This is a genomic window from Goodfellowiella coeruleoviolacea (assembly GCF_024171785.1).
GTDB lineage: Bacteria > Actinomycetota > Actinomycetes > Mycobacteriales > Pseudonocardiaceae > Goodfellowiella > Goodfellowiella coeruleoviolacea.
This window is the reverse complement of sequence record NZ_JAMTCK010000012.1, coordinates 56,201-70,257: the sequence shown is the minus strand read 5'-3', so window position 1 is coordinate 70,257 and position 14,057 is coordinate 56,201. Positions and strand designations below refer to the sequence as shown.

Annotated in this window: 17 protein-coding genes and 1 pseudogene; 9 read left to right on the top strand and 9 right to left on the bottom strand. The window is 70.1% G+C overall.

Going from position 1 to position 14,057, the window contains the following annotated elements; translation table 11 throughout:
• Nucleotides 1–88: 88 nt before the first annotated feature.
• On the bottom strand, nucleotides 89–400 hold the full coding sequence (locus LX83_RS24425) for a WhiB family transcriptional regulator (RefSeq protein WP_253775324.1): 312 nt from the start codon (nucleotides 398–400) through the stop codon (nucleotides 89–91).
• A 360-nt stretch (nucleotides 401–760) separates the two neighbouring features.
• Between LX83_RS24425 and LX83_RS24420 the strand changes: the two genes are divergently transcribed.
• From LX83_RS24420 to LX83_RS24405, 4 genes are all read left to right on the top strand, one after another.
• Nucleotides 761–1,516: a site-2 protease family protein gene (locus LX83_RS24420; protein WP_253775322.1), complete on the top strand. Its 756-nt coding sequence runs from the start codon at nucleotides 761–763 to the stop codon at nucleotides 1,514–1,516.
• A 93-nt stretch (nucleotides 1,517–1,609) separates the two neighbouring features.
• The gene (gene cofD, locus LX83_RS24415; RefSeq protein WP_253775320.1) at nucleotides 1,610–2,650 is read left to right on the top strand and encodes a 2-phospho-L-lactate transferase; all 1,041 of its coding nucleotides are present in this window, start codon (nucleotides 1,610–1,612) and stop codon (nucleotides 2,648–2,650) included.
• Entirely contained in the window at nucleotides 2,643–3,986 is a 1,344-nt protein-coding gene (locus LX83_RS24410) for a coenzyme F420-0:L-glutamate ligase (protein WP_253775318.1), read from the top strand. The genes cofD and LX83_RS24410 overlap by 8 nt, the downstream gene beginning before the upstream one ends.
• A 5-nt stretch (nucleotides 3,987–3,991) precedes the next feature.
• Entirely contained in the window at nucleotides 3,992–4,543 is a 552-nt protein-coding gene (locus tag LX83_RS24405) for an NUDIX hydrolase (RefSeq protein WP_253775316.1), read from the top strand.
• Between the two features lie 79 nt (nucleotides 4,544–4,622).
• Here the strand turns inward: LX83_RS24405 and LX83_RS38025 are convergent, their stop codons facing one another.
• Nucleotides 4,623–4,754, bottom strand: a complete 132-nt coding sequence (locus LX83_RS38025; RefSeq protein ID WP_301328835.1) for a hypothetical protein — start codon at nucleotides 4,752–4,754, stop codon at nucleotides 4,623–4,625.
• A gap of 73 nt (nucleotides 4,755–4,827) precedes the next feature.
• Between LX83_RS38025 and LX83_RS24400 the strand changes: the two genes are divergently transcribed.
• Both LX83_RS24400 and LX83_RS24395 read left to right on the top strand, forming a co-directional pair.
• A complete protein-coding gene (locus LX83_RS24400; protein WP_253775314.1) occupies nucleotides 4,828–5,055 on the top strand; it encodes a DUF397 domain-containing protein in 228 nt (75 codons plus the stop codon).
• Between the two features lie 28 nt (nucleotides 5,056–5,083).
• Nucleotides 5,084–5,407 (top strand): hypothetical protein, encoded by a 324-nt coding sequence (locus tag LX83_RS24395; protein ID WP_253775312.1) that lies wholly within the window; start codon nucleotides 5,084–5,086, stop codon nucleotides 5,405–5,407.
• A gap of 659 nt (nucleotides 5,408–6,066) precedes the next feature.
• Here the strand turns inward: LX83_RS24395 and LX83_RS24390 are convergent.
• Nucleotides 6,067–7,233, bottom strand: a complete 1,167-nt coding sequence (locus LX83_RS24390; protein WP_253775310.1) for an MFS transporter — start codon at nucleotides 7,231–7,233, stop codon at nucleotides 6,067–6,069.
• A gap of 107 nt (nucleotides 7,234–7,340) precedes the next feature.
• Between LX83_RS24390 and LX83_RS24385 the strand changes: the two genes are divergently transcribed.
• Nucleotides 7,341–8,303, top strand: a complete 963-nt coding sequence (locus LX83_RS24385; protein ID WP_253775308.1) for a GlxA family transcriptional regulator — start codon at nucleotides 7,341–7,343, stop codon at nucleotides 8,301–8,303.
• 272 nt (nucleotides 8,304–8,575) lie between these two features.
• Here the strand turns inward: LX83_RS24385 and LX83_RS24380 are convergent, their stop codons facing one another.
• The 3 genes from LX83_RS24380 to LX83_RS24370 all read right to left on the bottom strand — a co-directional run bounded on the left by LX83_RS24380 (nucleotide 8,576) and on the right by LX83_RS24370 (nucleotide 10,321).
• Nucleotides 8,576–8,920 (bottom strand): transposase, encoded by a 345-nt coding sequence (locus tag LX83_RS24380; RefSeq protein WP_407649657.1) that lies wholly within the window; start codon nucleotides 8,918–8,920, stop codon nucleotides 8,576–8,578.
• Nucleotides 8,921–9,082: 162 nt separating this feature from the next.
• On the bottom strand, nucleotides 9,083–9,799 hold the full coding sequence (locus tag LX83_RS24375; RefSeq protein WP_253775306.1) for a peptidase inhibitor family I36 protein: 717 nt from the start codon (nucleotides 9,797–9,799) through the stop codon (nucleotides 9,083–9,085).
• Nucleotides 9,800–9,847: 48 nt separating this feature from the next.
• A complete protein-coding gene (locus LX83_RS24370; RefSeq protein ID WP_253775304.1) occupies nucleotides 9,848–10,321 on the bottom strand; it encodes a hypothetical protein in 474 nt (157 codons plus the stop codon).
• Between the two features lie 415 nt (nucleotides 10,322–10,736).
• On the opposite strand from LX83_RS24370, the pseudogene LX83_RS38910 reads away from it, so the two are divergent.
• Nucleotides 10,737–10,901, top strand: a pseudogene (locus tag LX83_RS38910) (SU10 major capsid protein); the annotation flags it as partial.
• 154 nt (nucleotides 10,902–11,055) lie between these two features.
• Complete coding sequence (locus LX83_RS24365) at nucleotides 11,056–11,334, top strand: hypothetical protein (protein ID WP_407649652.1); 279 nt, start codon at nucleotides 11,056–11,058, stop codon at nucleotides 11,332–11,334.
• A gap of 22 nt (nucleotides 11,335–11,356) precedes the next feature.
• Here LX83_RS24365 and LX83_RS24360 read toward each other — a convergent pair whose 3' ends face one another.
• The 3 genes from LX83_RS24360 to LX83_RS24350 all read right to left on the bottom strand — a co-directional run bounded on the left by LX83_RS24360 (nucleotide 11,357) and on the right by LX83_RS24350 (nucleotide 13,996).
• Nucleotides 11,357–12,442 carry an FAD-dependent oxidoreductase gene (locus LX83_RS24360; protein ID WP_253775302.1) on the bottom strand — a complete coding sequence of 362 codons (1,086 nt, stop codon included), beginning with the start codon at nucleotides 12,440–12,442 and terminating at the stop codon, nucleotides 11,357–11,359.
• An 84-nt stretch (nucleotides 12,443–12,526) separates the two neighbouring features.
• Nucleotides 12,527–12,967, bottom strand: coding sequence for a MarR family winged helix-turn-helix transcriptional regulator (locus LX83_RS24355; RefSeq protein WP_253775300.1), 441 nt, complete (start codon nucleotides 12,965–12,967; stop codon nucleotides 12,527–12,529).
• Between the two features lie 462 nt (nucleotides 12,968–13,429).
• Nucleotides 13,430–13,996: a CGNR zinc finger domain-containing protein gene (locus LX83_RS24350; RefSeq protein ID WP_253775298.1), complete on the bottom strand. Its 567-nt coding sequence runs from the start codon at nucleotides 13,994–13,996 to the stop codon at nucleotides 13,430–13,432.
• Nucleotides 13,997–14,057 lie beyond the last annotated feature (61 nt).

Here is a 14,057-nt window from a genome sequence, read left to right as displayed (position 1 = left end):
TGCGGCACAACGAGCGACCGCGCCCGACGTCACGCCAGTGTGATGATCACATCACCGTCGCCGCCAGCCCTTGCCACCCAAGAACTGTTCAGCCGGCGCGCTTCTTGAGCTTGCGACGCTCCCGTTCGGACAGTCCGCCCCAGATGCCGAAGCGCTCGTCGTGCGCCAGGGCGTACTCCAGGCACTCGGCCCGCACTTCGCAACCCTGGCAGATGCGCTTGGCCTCTCTGGTGGAGCCGCCCTTTTCGGGGAAGAACGCCTCCGGGTCGGTCTGCGCGCACAGGGCGCGTTCCTGCCAGTCCTGTTCCTCGGCCACGTCAAAAAGATCGGCCAGTGCGCGCAGGTCCGGTGTTGGGCCTTCCCCCCGCCCCACGACGTGACCCCCTTCGATTCCTTGCATCCGTCCGCCTCCTCGCCTTCCGCACTCCCCGGTTGGCGGACACCACCCGCCGGCCCCCTGCTCAGGCGAATGACACCAATGTGATTACACCTGTGTCACAGCAAGGGGTCAAGCGGAGTGCACACGTCGGGGGGACAACCCAAAGGCTTCCTTGTGATCACGCTGTTCCGCGCTGGCGGGGCGCCGCTAACCAGCGGCCCAGGCAGAACTCGCGGTGGTGCTGTTGTTTGTTTTCCACACCCGCACAGTGTGCCCGGGGATGATGTTTCCCGCCTGTTGTGATTTCGCCCAACACCGATCCCACACCCGGCTCACCGGAACCCCACGCACTGTCCGGCGTGAAACCGCCACACTGGTCGTGTGAATCGCTCCTCCGTTCTCCCCAGTCCGCTGTTCCTCGGTCTACTCGCCGTCACCGTCCTCGGCGGCGTGCTCGCCACCTTTGACACCAACGACACCGCGCTGGTCGCCGGCACCGTCCTGTTGGTGCTGGGCGGCTGGGCGGTGTCGCTGTGCCTGCACGAGTTCGGCCACGCGGCGGTCGCCTACCGGGGTGGTGACCGAGCGGTGCGGGCAAAGGGCTATCTGTCCCTGGACATCCGGCACTACACCGACCCCGTGCTCAGTCTGCTCCTGCCGCTGGTGCTGCTCGCGGCCGGCGGTATCCCACTGCCCGGTGGCGCGGTGTGGATCAACCACTATGCCCTGCGTTCCCGAACGGTGGAGTCCTGGGTGTCCCTGGCCGGACCGCTGATCAACCTGGCGCTCGGCGTGCTGCTGACCCTGTCGGTGTCGCTGGTGCCGATGAACCCCGGGCTGGCCGGCGGCCTGTCCTACCTGGCGATGCTGCAGATCTTCGCATTCGTGTTGAACATCCTGCCGGTGCCCGGGCTGGACGGCTGGGGCGCGCTCGAACCGTACCTGTCCGCGCCGGCCCGCGAGTTCGGCGCCAAGGCCAGGCCGTGGGCGCCGCTGGTGCTGTTCGCCCTGATGCTGGGCCTGCCCGTGGTTGGTGCGCTGTTCCGCGACATCGCCACATACCTGTTTGACGCGATCGGCGGGGAAGAGTTGCTCGTCTACTACGGCCAGATCAACTTCCGGTTCTGGGAGCGCTGATCCGCGGGCCGGCCGGAGGTCGGTGGGTGCCGCCCGCCACGTTTGTCAGGCGCGCCGACCGGCCGGCGACCGTGCGTGCGAGGATGGCCGCCTGTGAAGGTCGTCGTACTGGTCGGCGGGGTCGGCGGGGCGCGGTTCCTGCTCGGCGTCAAGGCCGCATTGGGGCTGCCCGGCCCGGGCAAGGGCACCCAGGAGAACTCGTCGCACGAGGTCGTCGCCGTGGTCAACATCGGCGACGACGTGTGGATGCACGGGCTGCGCGTCTGCCCGGACCTGGACACCTGCATGTACACGTTGGGTGGGGGCATCGACACCGAACGCGGGTGGGGCCGGGCCGGGGAGACCTGGGCGGTCAAGGAGGAACTGGCCGCCTACGGTGCCGAGCCGACCTGGTTCGGGCTCGGGGACCGGGACATCGCCACCCACCTGGTGCGCAGCCGGATGCTGCGGGCCGGTTACCCGCTGTCCGCGGTGACCGAGGCGCTGTGCGCCCGGTGGCAGCCCGGGGTCACCCTGCTGCCGATGAGCGACGACCGGGTGGAGACGCACGTGGTGGTCGACGCCCAGGGCGCCGACCCCGCCGGTGGCGCCGAGGCGGAGGAGGTGTCCCCGGACGGCCGGCGGGCCATCCACTTCCAGGAGTGGTGGGTGCGCCACCACGCCGCACTGCCCGCGCGGGCGATCGTGCCGGTGGGCGCGGAGGAGGCCAAGCCCGCGCCGGGCGTGCTGGAGGCGATCGCCTCGGCCGACGCGGTGCTGCTGGCCCCGTCCAACCCGGTGGTGAGCGTGGGCACGATCCTCGCGGTGCCGGGCATCCGCGAGGCGATCCGCCAGACCAGCGCCCCGGTGGTGGGCATCTCACCGATCATCGGCGGCCGGCCGCTGCGCGGCATGGCCGACGCGTGCCTGACCGCGATCGGCGTGGACACCACGGCCGAGGCGGTCGGCCGGCACTACGGCTCGCGCAAGTGTTCGGCGGGCGGCATCCTGGACGGCTGGCTGGTGCACAGCGGCGACACCGCCGAGGTGCCCGGGGTCGCGGTGCGCGCGGTGCCGCTGCTGATGTCCGACGTGGCCGCGACCGCCGACATGGTCCGCGCCGCCCTCGACCTCGCCGGAGTGAGCCTTGACTGACCACGCCGCCAAGGCGACCGTGGAGATCCTCCCGGTTCCCGGTCTGCCCGAGTTCCGGCCGGGTGACGACCTGACCGCGGCCATCGCCTCGGCCGTGCCGTGGCTGCGCGACGGCGACGTCGTCGTGGTCACCAGCAAGGTCGTATCCAAAGTGGAGGGACGGTTGGTCAAGGTGCCGACCGACCCGGAGGCGCGGGACGCGGTCCGCCGCGAGCACGTGGCCGCCGAAGCCGTCCGCGTGGTCGCCCGCAAGTTCCGCACCCTGATCACCGAGAACCGGCTCGGCCTGGTCCAGGCGGCCTCCGGGGTGGACGCGTCCAATGTGGCCGGTGACGAGATCGCCCTGCTGCCAACGGATCCGGACGGTTCGGCCGCGCGGCTGCGGGCCGGCCTGCGCGAGCTGCTCGGTGTCGACGTCGCCGTGGTGATCACCGACACGATGGGCCGGACCTGGCGGCTGGGCCAGACCGACGTGGCGATCGGCGCGGCCGGCATGGCCGTGCTGCACGGCTACGCCGGCCAGATCGACCGGCAGGGCAACCAGTTGGCCGTGACGAACATCGCCGTCGCCGACGAGGTCGCCGCCGCCGCCGACCTGGTCAAGGGCAAGCTGGGCGCGAACCCGGTCGCCGTGGTGCGCGGACTGTCCATCGAGGACAACGGCTCGACCGCGCGGGATCTGGTGCGCCCGGTGGACGAGGACCTGTTCCGGATGGGCACCGAGGAGGCCATCGCCCAGGGGCGGGCCGAGGCGGTGCTGCTGCGCCGGTCGGTGCGCGCGTTCACCGACGAGCCGGTCGACGCCGAGGCGCTGCGCCGCGCGGTCGGCGCCGCCCTGACCGCGCCCGCCCCGCACCACACCCGCCCGGTCCGGTTCGTCCACGTGCGTGACCGCGACCTGCGCACCCGCCTGCTGGAGGCGATGCGCGCGGCCTGGCAGCGGGACCTGCGCGGCGACAACATGAGCGAGGACCGGATCAGCCGCCGGATCCGCCGCGGCGACCTGCTGTTCGGCGCGACCGAACTGGTGGTGCCGTTCCTGGTCCGCGAGGGCGCGCACGACTACCCGGACCAGCGCCGGGCCGAGGCCGAACGGACCATGTTCACCATCGCCGGCGGCGCGGCCGTGCAGGGCCTGCTGGTGGCCCTGGCCGCCGAGGGCCTTGGCTCCTGCTGGGTGTCGTCCACGATCTTCTGCCCGGACGTGGTGCGCGAGGTGCTCGACCTGCCAGCCACCTGGGAGCCGCTCGGCGCGGTGGCCGTCGGCCACCCGGTGGACGGCCCGCTCACCCCCCGCCCACCCCGCGACCTGACCGACGGACTGATCGAACTGTGACCACTGTGGACATTCCCGCGAACGCCCTGCACGCCAACGCCACGGCCGTGCTGACCGACTGGCGTCCGGCCGATGCGGGCCAGCAGGCCCTGCGCCACGCGTTCCTGGGTTTCCTGGCCGCCCGCGCCGACGCCTGCCAGCGCTCCTGCGCACCCGGCCACCTGACCGCGTCCGCCGTGGTGCTGGACGCCACCGGGGACCGGGTGCTGCTCACCCTGCACCCCAGGGTGGGCCGTTGGCTGCAGCTCGGCGGCCACTGCGAACCCGAGGACGCCACCCTGGCCGAGGCGGCCCTGCGCGAGGCCACCGAGGAATCCGGCATGTCCGGCCTGGTGATCGACCCGCACCCGGTGCACCTGGACGTGCACCCGATCACCTGTTCGCTGGGCGTGCCCACCCGCCACTTCGACGTCCGCTTCGTGGTGCGCGCCCCGGCCGGCGCCGAACCCGTGCGCAGCGCGGAATCCACCGACCTGCGCTGGTGGCCCCTGACCGCCCTGCCCCCGGACACCGACGACCTGGCGCCCCTGCTCGCCGCCGTCGCTTCCGCCGGCTGATCCCCAGGTCCCCGACGACCCGGTCCGCTGGCCGTCCTGCTGATGGCCAGCGGACCACACCCCGGTGTGGACGGGAAACTCAGGCCGCGCCGTACTCGACCCGCTCCGGCATGCGCGCGTCCGGATCGACCCACACCACGTGCGGCGTGACGTCCTCTCCCCCGGCGAAGGCGATCAGCACGGCCTGCGTTTCGGTATCCTGACCGAGCAATCACTGTCCCAGGCTGACTCGGTGAAGCTGATCCTCCAAACCGCCAAGGACTACGGGTGACGAGGGGGCACGGATGATCGACCACGACACGCTGGCCCGTGCCAACTGGCGCAAGAGCAGCTACTCCGGCGGCGGTGGCCCCGGCAACGGGAACTGCGTGGAAGCGGCCGTGCTGCCCAGCGACACCATCGGCATCCGCGACAGCAAGGCGCCCACCGCCGGCGTCCTCCGCTTCTCCCGCAGCGCCGTCAGCGCCTGGATCGACCACATCAAGGCCGGCGGGTACGACACCCCCGCCTGACACACACCCGCGCTGCGCGGTGACCAGGATGACGCACCCCGAACCGCACGCCCGGCCGCGGTGGCAGCGGACCGGGCACGCCCGCTTCCCGCTCGCCGCTGTGGTCGACGGCCAGTGGTGGGTGCTGCGGATGAACAGCTTTCCCGATCACGCCCGCTGGACCCTCTTCATCAACAGCGCGCCGCGCTGGGACATCGACGACATGCCCTCGCCGTGGAAGCTGCCCGACCTCCGGTCCGCTCCACTGCTGGAGCCCGGCACGGCCGAGGAGGCGCTGGCGCCCATCCAGCACCTCGTGGCCTACGGCAGCGAGGTCGGCGAGCCCTGTGACGGCCCGTTCTGCTGCGGTTGACACCTGTCTTGGCCGGCCGGTCGTGCTGGACTCACGACCACAGGGCCGGCCGCCGCGGTGGGACCCGATCCGGCTTCGCGGTCGGGACGCTGACCGTCGAGCCTGGCTCGGATTCCGTCTACCAGCAGCTCAGGCACGCTCTCGAAGGGGGCAGCCAGACGCTGAGCGTCCCGGCGCACCACGGCTCCAGGCCGCGCTGCCGCCCTTCGCCGCGAACGTGGCACTCGGGCTGATCTGGGCGGTCTGGCACGCCCCGCTGTACCAGCTCCAGGGAACGTCGCACCAGTGACCCCCACGACTCCTGACCGCCGCGTCGCCGCCGACGTTCACCCGCCCCGGAGCCCCGTGACCGTGTCAGCGCTACCCGTCCACCGGCTCGCTGGTGAACCGCGCGGTTCGCGGGTCGCGTTCGTTGCCGAACCGCCTGGTGCGGACGTCGTACAGCTCCGGTCGAGTCCGAGAACGTGTCCCGGTGCGACGGCGGCGGCCAGATCGACGCCTGATGGTGCCTGGCCCGCATCCCAGATCCAGCGAGGTCGTTCCCGAAGACAGGTGCGGCAGGAAGAACCGTGCGTGCGTCGCGGCTGTTCCTGCCGCCATGAATCCGATGGCGGAGGTGTCGTGGCCGGGTGTGCAGCGTTCGGTTCCGGGAGTGTGGCTCATCGTGCGATCGCCGCCCTGGCGCGCGCGTCGAGCAGTCCTGAGTAGACGGCCAGGACCAGCCCCGTGGCGGCCAGTACCGCGCCGACCGCGTTGGGACCGGTGTAGCCGTATCCGGCTCTGATCACCATGCCGCCGAGGAAGGCGCCGAGCGCGTTGGCGATGTTGAAGGCCGACAGGTTCAGCGCGGAGGCGAGGGTGGGGGCACCTGTGGCCTTGTCCAGGATGCGCATCTGCAGTGCCGGGACGGTCGCGAACCCGAACAGCCCCAGCAGGAACAAGGTGCAGACGGCGAGGACCTTGCTGTGCGCCGTCAGCACGAACAGGCTCAGCACGATGGTCAGCCCGGCCAGGAACACATACAGGCTCGGCATGAGCCGCCGCCCGGCGAACCGGCCCGACACCAGGTTGCCGGTGGCCATGCCCAGCCCGAAGACGACCAGCAGCAGCGTCATGCTGGACTCGCTGAAGCCCGCGACCGTGGTCATCATCGGCGTGACATAGGTGAAGGAGGCGAAGACACCGCCGAAGCCCGCCGTCGTCACTCCCATCGCGAGCCAGACCTGTGGCCGCCGCAGCGTCGCCAGTTCCGAACGCAGTCCCGTCTCGTCCTCGGGCCGCAGCCGGCGCGGGACCAACGCGGCGATGCCGGCCATCGACAGCGCGCCCAACGCCGCGATCGCCCAGAACGTGGCCCGCCAGCCCGCGGCCTGCCCCAGCCAGGTCACCAGCGGCACTCCGGCCACGTTCGCCATGGTGAACCCGCCGAACATCACCGACATTGCGCTCGCACGCCGGTCCGGCGGGACGAGCTGCGCCGCGACCACCGACCCGACCCCGAACAGCGCCCCCTGCGGCACGCCCGCGATCACCCTGGCCGCCAGCAGCAGGCCATAGCCGGAGGCGACCGCCGACAAGGCGCTGCCCGCCGCCAGCAGCGCAGCGACGATCATCAGCGTCGTGCGGCGCGGCAGCCGGACCGAAGCGGCGGTGAGCAGCGGCGCCCCGACGATCACCCCGACGGCGTATCCGGTGATCAGGCCCCCCGCGTCCGGGATCGACACCCCGACCCCCTGGGCGACCTGCGGCAACAGCCCCATGATGGCGAACTCCGAGGTGCCCACCCCGAACGCCGTGACGGCCAGGGCCAACAAAGCCAACGGCATGGCGCCGCACTCCTCACCTGACGGGAAATACCGGTGTCCAGCCTGATCGGCGAGCCACCGGAGGCGTGAGTGGCTGAAACGCCAATGTGGGTTAGATTCCCGCCATGATGCGCGTGGGGGTACTGGTCACCGAGCAGGTCCGCGTGTTCGACTACGCCGTGGCCACCGAGGTCTGGGGGCTCGACCGGACCGCCCGCGGCGTCCCGCGGTTCGAGCTGCGCACCTGCGGGCCGCACCGCTCCACGGTCCCCATGTCCCCGGGCGTGACCTGCGTTCCCGACTACGATCTGGACGGCCTGGACGAGTGCGACCTGGTCGTCGTGCCCGGTGTCCAGCACCCCACGGCGCCCGTCCATCCGCAGGTTCGAGCCGCGCTGCGCGCCGCCCACGCACGCGGCGCCACCGTGGCGTCCCTGTGCTCGGGTGCGTTCCTGCTGGCCGCCGCCGGCCTGCTGGCAGGCCGCCGCGCCACCGCGCACTGGCTGGACGCCGAGGAACTCGCGCGCCGCCACCCCGACGTGATCGTGGACCCCAACGTCCTGTTCGTCGGGGACGGCGCCGTGTGGACCTCGGCGGGCGTGGCCGCCGGCATCGACCTGTGCCTGCACCTGGTCCGCCACGACCACGGCGCCGCCGCCGCGGCCGAGATCGCCCGCACCATGGTCACCGCACCCTTCCGGACCGGCGGACAGGCACAGTTCATCACCCGCCCCATCCCGGCCGCCCAGGGCCAGAACGACGACCTGTCACAGCTACGCGAACGAGTTCTCAACGACCTCGCCCACCCGTGGACCGTCACGCACATGGCGAACCTGGCGGGCATGTCCGAGCGCAGTTTCGCCCGCCGCTTCGTTCAGTCCACCGGCGACACCCCGCTGCAGTGGCTCCTGACCCAGCGCGTCCTGGCCGCCCAACACCTCCTGGAGGTCAGCGACCTGCCCATCACCGCCATCGCCCGCCGCTGCGGCTTCGGCACCGCCCTCACCATGCGCCACCACTTCACCCGCCACGTCGGCCTGCCACCCCGCGACTACCGCCAAGCCTTCGGCCACACCCGCGACGACGATTGACCACACCAGGAGGATCACCCGGGACGAACACGCCTTGTCGCCGCACACCTGGTCGGGTCCGGGGGCGCCCGCGGCCCTGCCAAGCGACGCGGACGCCGACCATCACCGCCTCCAGGTGGGAAGCATCCCCACGCCGCCCTGCGTTCAACATCAGCGACAACGGCTTCTGTCCCTGCTCACACACGGGATGCACGCTGGTGAACAGGCCCCCGCGCGAGCGGCCCAACGCCACCGCACGCGAGGGACAACCCCTGGCGCCGTCTGTGCACCGTCTACGCCGACGGCCGCTCGACCACGTTGCGGCGCTGGGAGGCGATGCGGTCGGACGCGGGCGGGCGGCCACCGGCCCGTCCGCGGCGGTGACGGTTCCGCTGCTGGACAGCGCGTTCGGGAACGGTCGCGGGGATGCCGCGGTGGCGCGGGTAGGTGCGGATGGCGCGGCTGGAGCAGCCCTTGTCGGCGAGAACCCGGTTCGGGCGGGTCGCTGGCCTGCCCGGACCGGGCCGACGGAACCGGATACCGGCCATGACCTGGGTGAACATCGTGCGGTCGGTGGCGTTGCCGCCGGTCAACACCACCGACAGGGGACGGCCGTGCCCGGCACAGGCGAGGTGGATCTTCGTGGTCGGGCCGCCCCAGGATCGACCGATAGCCTGATCACCTGGTTCGTCGTGTCCGGACCAGGACGCGTTCGCCCCCGGTGTTGCCCCGCGGGCTCCGGCGGCCCCTTGTAACCCCCGGCCGCCGACCGTTCCCTCTGGTCCACGCCGTGCTGGGCCTCATTGATTCTCGGTGGCGGTGGGGTTGTGCAAGGTCTCGTAGGTGGTGCTTTGCCCGGGGCAGAGGAGCTGGATGTCAACAGGCAGGGGCTTGTTAGGTGCGACTTTGTGCGTGGGGTCGGTGTTCTTGATGACCACGGTACCGTCGGAGCCGTCCTTCACGATCGTGGCCCACTTGAATGTGGTCGCCCAATCCGGATCGAGTGTCACGCCCTTCTCAACGCCGAAGCTCAGGGTCCACACCTCGATCCCTTCCTTCCTTGCGTTGATCGTCAATTCGAAGGAATAGATGTAGGAGGGCCCGGCGCCTTTCATCCAATGACCCCGGAGTTTCTGGGAAACTGTCAGCGGCGTCGGTGGCGCCGCGAGCGCGGACTCGGCCCTGTCGTTCCAGTTCCCGCCACCCTGGTGGGGAATCTTGCGCAGGTCCGGCATCCGGGCGGCGGCGTCGATGTCGAGTTCGTCACCCTGTTGTTTTGCCTTCGAGAAGAGGGTGTTGTGCTTTCCCGTTTTGTTCACGACGGACGACACACCGTCATCAGTGTAGTTGAAACCGTAGTCAGCGAAGTCGTCGATGTATTCACCATCCGGAATGACTAGGATCTTTTGTCGATCCTCGGATGAAAGGGTGTTGTACTCCTCGTCCCGGTACAGGCAGAGGGAACCCTCCGGGCATGCGTCAACACCTTTACCGTGCTGAAGTCCTTTACCCGACATGACTGTTACCTCTCTTTTTTGGTCACGCGTACTGACTACCAACTGTCGTCACGAACAAGCATGCAGTGGCAGATTCGTGGTGCCGTCACCCTCGAACCAGGTCGGAAGCGCCTTCGCAGGAGGACAGAAATCGCCGTGGGGAGTGTGCACACGCACCCCCGCGAGCTGCCAGTTGTCCCAGTTGTGCCGTTCGAATTGGATCGACACCCAGTGGGGGTCGTACTGGGCCGCGGTCAGGGGAGCAAGATAATTGGTCTTCGTGATGCCGGCTTCCAGGTCGCCGAGTACGAATGCATCGCTGGGACTGTTGCAGTCTGACAGGTTCGGACTGCACAGCCGGACCCACACCTTGTCCTGGGCGCCGCTGGCCCCGCTCGCCGTGCCGGTCGTCAAAGCCACAGTCGCGATCTCCACCGACTGCGCCGGCACCTGGCTCGTTCCCAGCAGCGCCACCGCACCCACAGCGCCTACCAGTAGTGATCGCCGCATGCGGACACCGTGCCGCCGCGCCAACATCGTCATCACAGCCAAGTCACCCCCAGTTCTTCCACTTCTGCTACTTCCACCACTATTCTCACACCACTAGTGCACATCATGCCGGGCGACCGCATCGATTCAGTTCCGGATCAGTTAACGGACACAGCGTGAATTTCCCGCCAGGCTAAAGATTAAGACTAGAAAGGAATTCGTGTTCCGTGGGGCCGAAGATGACTCCAACGCGCTGCCAGCTCCCACCAGAGATCGCCTTGCGGTGAAGTCATCTCGCCCCATTTTCTCCCGAAAGGACTTACCATGCCCGGAATTGTGGGGATGGCGGACACCTTCAACACGCCGCACTACGTCGGGGAACTGTTCGCCATCACGTCCGCCGACACCCCCTTCGTCAGCACCATCGGCGGCCTGACCGGCGGCGTCGAAGCCAACGCCCGTCCTTCACCTGGCAGGCATACGACCTGCGCAGCCCGACAAGAACCGTCAGCGACTGGAAGGAGCCGCCGCGCCACCGGCGGAGAACCAAGTCCGCTGGAACACGCGCAACGTCGTGGAGATCCACCAGGAAAGCCCGGACATCTCCTACACCCGCCAGTCGGCCTTGGCCGCGGCAGCGGCGAGGGCAGCCGACCTCACCAAGAGGTCCGCCAAGATCGACCGCTACCTCGACGCGTTCGAGAACGGAGACCTCGACCCGGACCAGCTCGCCGACCGAGTGGCCAAGCTCAACGCCAGGCATAGACAGCTGCGCAACCGAGGTGATCGTGGACCCCAACGTCCTGTTCGTCGGGGACGGCGCCGTGTGGACCTCGGCGGGCGTGGCCGCCGGCATCGACCTGTGCCTGCACCTGGTCCGCCACGACCACGGCGCCGCCGCCGCGGCCGAGATCGCCCGCACCATGGTCACCGCACCCTTCCGGACCGGCGGACAGGCACAGTTCATCACCCGCCCCATCCCGGCCGCCATCGCCGCGCGTGATGACAAGACCGCACTGTCCCACCAAGCCGTGATCGACCTGACCACCCCGCTCCTGTGGCTTTGAGGACACGACCTGGTTGCTGTGGTCAGTGCGGTGTGAAGTCGGGGTAGTAGGCCGCGGCCGCGGTGGCGGTGGCGGTGTTCCTCGGGAACAGCGCGGCCTCGTAGGCGCGGATGGCCGCGTCGACGTCCTCGGGCTGTGCGGCGATGGCGGTGCCGAGCTGGCCGGCGTCGAAGAGCGCCCAGTTCGCTCCCTCGCCGTCCGGCGGTGCCAGGTGGGCGGCGTCGCCGATGAGCGTGACCCCGGGCACGTGCTCCCAGCGGTGCCCGATCGGCAGCCCGTACAAGGGGCGGAAAACCGGCGGGACATCGCTGTCCGCGACCAGCGCGACGAGTTCCGGCGCCCACCCCTCGAACATCGCCGCGATGGTGCGGGCGGCTGAGGGGCCGTCGGTGAAGTCGATGCCCGCGAACCAGTCGAGCGGCTGGTCGAACATGGCGTAGGAGTGCAGGGTGTCCGCGCGCTCGCGCTGCACGCCAAGACCGATGCCGGTGGTTTCGTCGTAGGCGGTCATCGACCCACCGCCGACCAGCGCCAGGGTCGCGGGATGCCGGGTGCCGCTCTCGTACAGGTACGTCTCGACCATCGAGCGTCCGGCGTAGCTGGGCGTGGCGTCGGAGAGCAGCGGCCGGACCTTCGACCAGGCACCGTCGGCACCGACGAGGATGTCGGTGACGATCGTCGACCCGTTGGCGAAGGTCACTTCGTGCCGACCGTCCACAAGGGTCCGAACGTGCTGGGTCTTGTGGCCCCAGACGACCGTGTCGGCGGGGAGGGATTCCAGCAGCAACTGTCGGAGTTCACCGCGCTGCACCTCGGGGCGGCCCCCGGCGGGGTCGTCGGGCTGGTCCGCCAGGATGGTGCCGTCCGGTGCCACGTCCCGGGATGCCTGGCGACCTTCGAGGATGATGGCTCGGAAGCCGTCCATCAGGTCGGCGGCACGGATCCCGTGCTGTCCGTTGTAGTCGTGGATGTCGAGCATGCCGCCCTGGCCTCGGGCCTGCGCGGACGCCTCCGCCTCGTACACAGTGGACGGGATTCCGTGAACCGCCAGGGTTCGTGCCAGTGTCAGTCCCGCGAGACCGGCACCGATGATCGTGATCTGAGTCATGCGTGCGTTCCTTGCTGCAGGTGGATGAACCGCGGTCCTGCCAGCGGGAGTTGCCGGCCACCGCGCGGAGTACCAGGGGCCGGGTCAGGGCAAGCTGGGCGGCTCAAGCTGGGATGCGATCCGCTCCAGGAGGTCGTGGAGCCGCGCCTGGTCCGCGGCGTCCAGCGGCGCGAGGATCGTCTCCTCGACATGGTGCATGGCTTCGCCAAAGCCCTGGATCAGCGCGGAGCCCGCTGGGGTGATGTGCACGCGGCGGCTGCGCGTGTCATCCTCCTGCGTCCGGCGCTCCACGAGCCCGCGCCGCTCCAGCCCGGCCAGGAGCCGCGAGACGGCCGGGGCGCTGGTGCGCGTGGCCCGCGCGAGGTCACGCTGGATGGCATCCGGGTTCTGGGCCAGGTACGCCAACACGGCGCTCTGCTCGTGGGTGAGGCCGCGTTCCCGGATCCAGTCATCGGCGCTGCGTCGCTGCGCCCACACGACCCACCGCATCAGCTCCAGCGTGCTCTCCCGCTTCAGCCCACTCATGGTTAACACGTTAACTGTTGCAGCGTTAACTATCAAGACCGGGGATGCCGCTCGCCCCACCGCGCCGCAGGCCTGAGCCGCCCTGCTCGCCAGGGAGCCGTCCGAGTCCGAGTACGCGCGTGCCTCGCGGGAGATCAACCTTGACCGCGACCACGCGTGCGGTCGCTGGTTGTCGTTTCCACGACAGGGGCGGGTGATGATCGCGCTGCCCACCACTCCGGTGGTGGCGTCCACGCGGTAGCTGTCGCGTGCGGAGGTGCGGGAGTCGTCGCCAAGAACGGCACCGCGTCCACCAGGCCCGCCACCCGCGTACCGAACCTCACGGGCAGCACACCTGGTCGACGAGATCCGGCAGCGGACGCCGCACGCCAGGCGGTGCGGACCGCGGCAGCCGGAGCTTGGCCCCGCCGGTCGACGGCTACGTCGGAAACCAGCAGATGGCGGGAGCCACCGAAGGCGGGGTCATGACGACTTGTGGCGCTGGTAGTGGCGGGCGACACGGACGCGGTTGCCGCACCGGCTGGCCGAGCACCAGCGGCGGCGCGGATGGGTGGGCAGGAACAGCATCACGCAGTCGTCGGCCGCGCACTCGCGAACCCGAGTGACCGCCGGGTCGGCCAGGAACTCGGCGGCGGCCTCGGCAAGCCACGCCGCCAGCTGCTCTCCGGGGGTCCCGATCCGGCGGCGGGTCGCGGTGACCGCTTCACCACCCCAGTCGAGTTCGGTGACCGTGGGCGCGGCGCGCTGGAACTGGTTGAGGGCGCTCAGGTCATCCGCGGCTGGTCGCCTTCCACGGCGGACGTGGTCGAGGACGCGGGCGGCGTGATCGCGGACACGTCGCACGGCGGCCACGTCGTTCGCGGTCGGTTCGGTGGCAGCGAAGTCACGGGCCTCGTCGAACCGATCGGCCTGCAGCGTCAGCCAGGTCCGCAGGTCGGCGGGGGTTGCCAGGAGGTCACCCCCCGTCGGGCGGGTGTTGACCAGATCGAGGGTCAGTGGTTCCCCGGTCAGCGGGATGAGATCACTCACGCCACTAATGCTACATCGACGAGTTGACGCATTAGGTCCCTGATCGCTATACCTAATGCAT

Excerpts from the sequence above, each read along its gene's own strand:
- LX83_RS24425 (WP_253775324.1), bottom strand. The coding sequence starts at position 400 with ATGCAAGGAATCGAAGGGGGTCACGTCGTGGGGCGGGGGGAAGGCCCA.
- LX83_RS24400 (WP_253775314.1), top strand. The coding sequence starts at position 4,828 with ATGATCGACCACGACACGCTGGCCCGTGCCAACTGGCGCAAGAGCAGC.
- LX83_RS24395 (WP_253775312.1), top strand. The coding sequence starts at position 5,084 with ATGACGCACCCCGAACCGCACGCCCGGCCGCGGTGGCAGCGGACCGGG.
- LX83_RS24390 (WP_253775310.1), bottom strand. The coding sequence starts at position 7,233 with ATGCCGTTGGCTTTGTTGGCCCTGGCCGTCACGGCGTTCGGGGTGGGC.
- LX83_RS24385 (WP_253775308.1), top strand. The coding sequence starts at position 7,341 with ATGCGCGTGGGGGTACTGGTCACCGAGCAGGTCCGCGTGTTCGACTAC.
- LX83_RS24375 (WP_253775306.1), bottom strand. The coding sequence starts at position 9,799 with ATGTCGGGTAAAGGACTTCAGCACGGTAAAGGTGTTGACGCATGCCCG.
- LX83_RS24370 (WP_253775304.1), bottom strand. The coding sequence starts at position 10,321 with ATGACGATGTTGGCGCGGCGGCACGGTGTCCGCATGCGGCGATCACTA.
- LX83_RS24360 (WP_253775302.1), bottom strand. The coding sequence starts at position 12,442 with ATGACTCAGATCACGATCATCGGTGCCGGTCTCGCGGGACTGACACTG.
- LX83_RS24355 (WP_253775300.1), bottom strand. The coding sequence starts at position 12,967 with ATGAGTGGGCTGAAGCGGGAGAGCACGCTGGAGCTGATGCGGTGGGTC.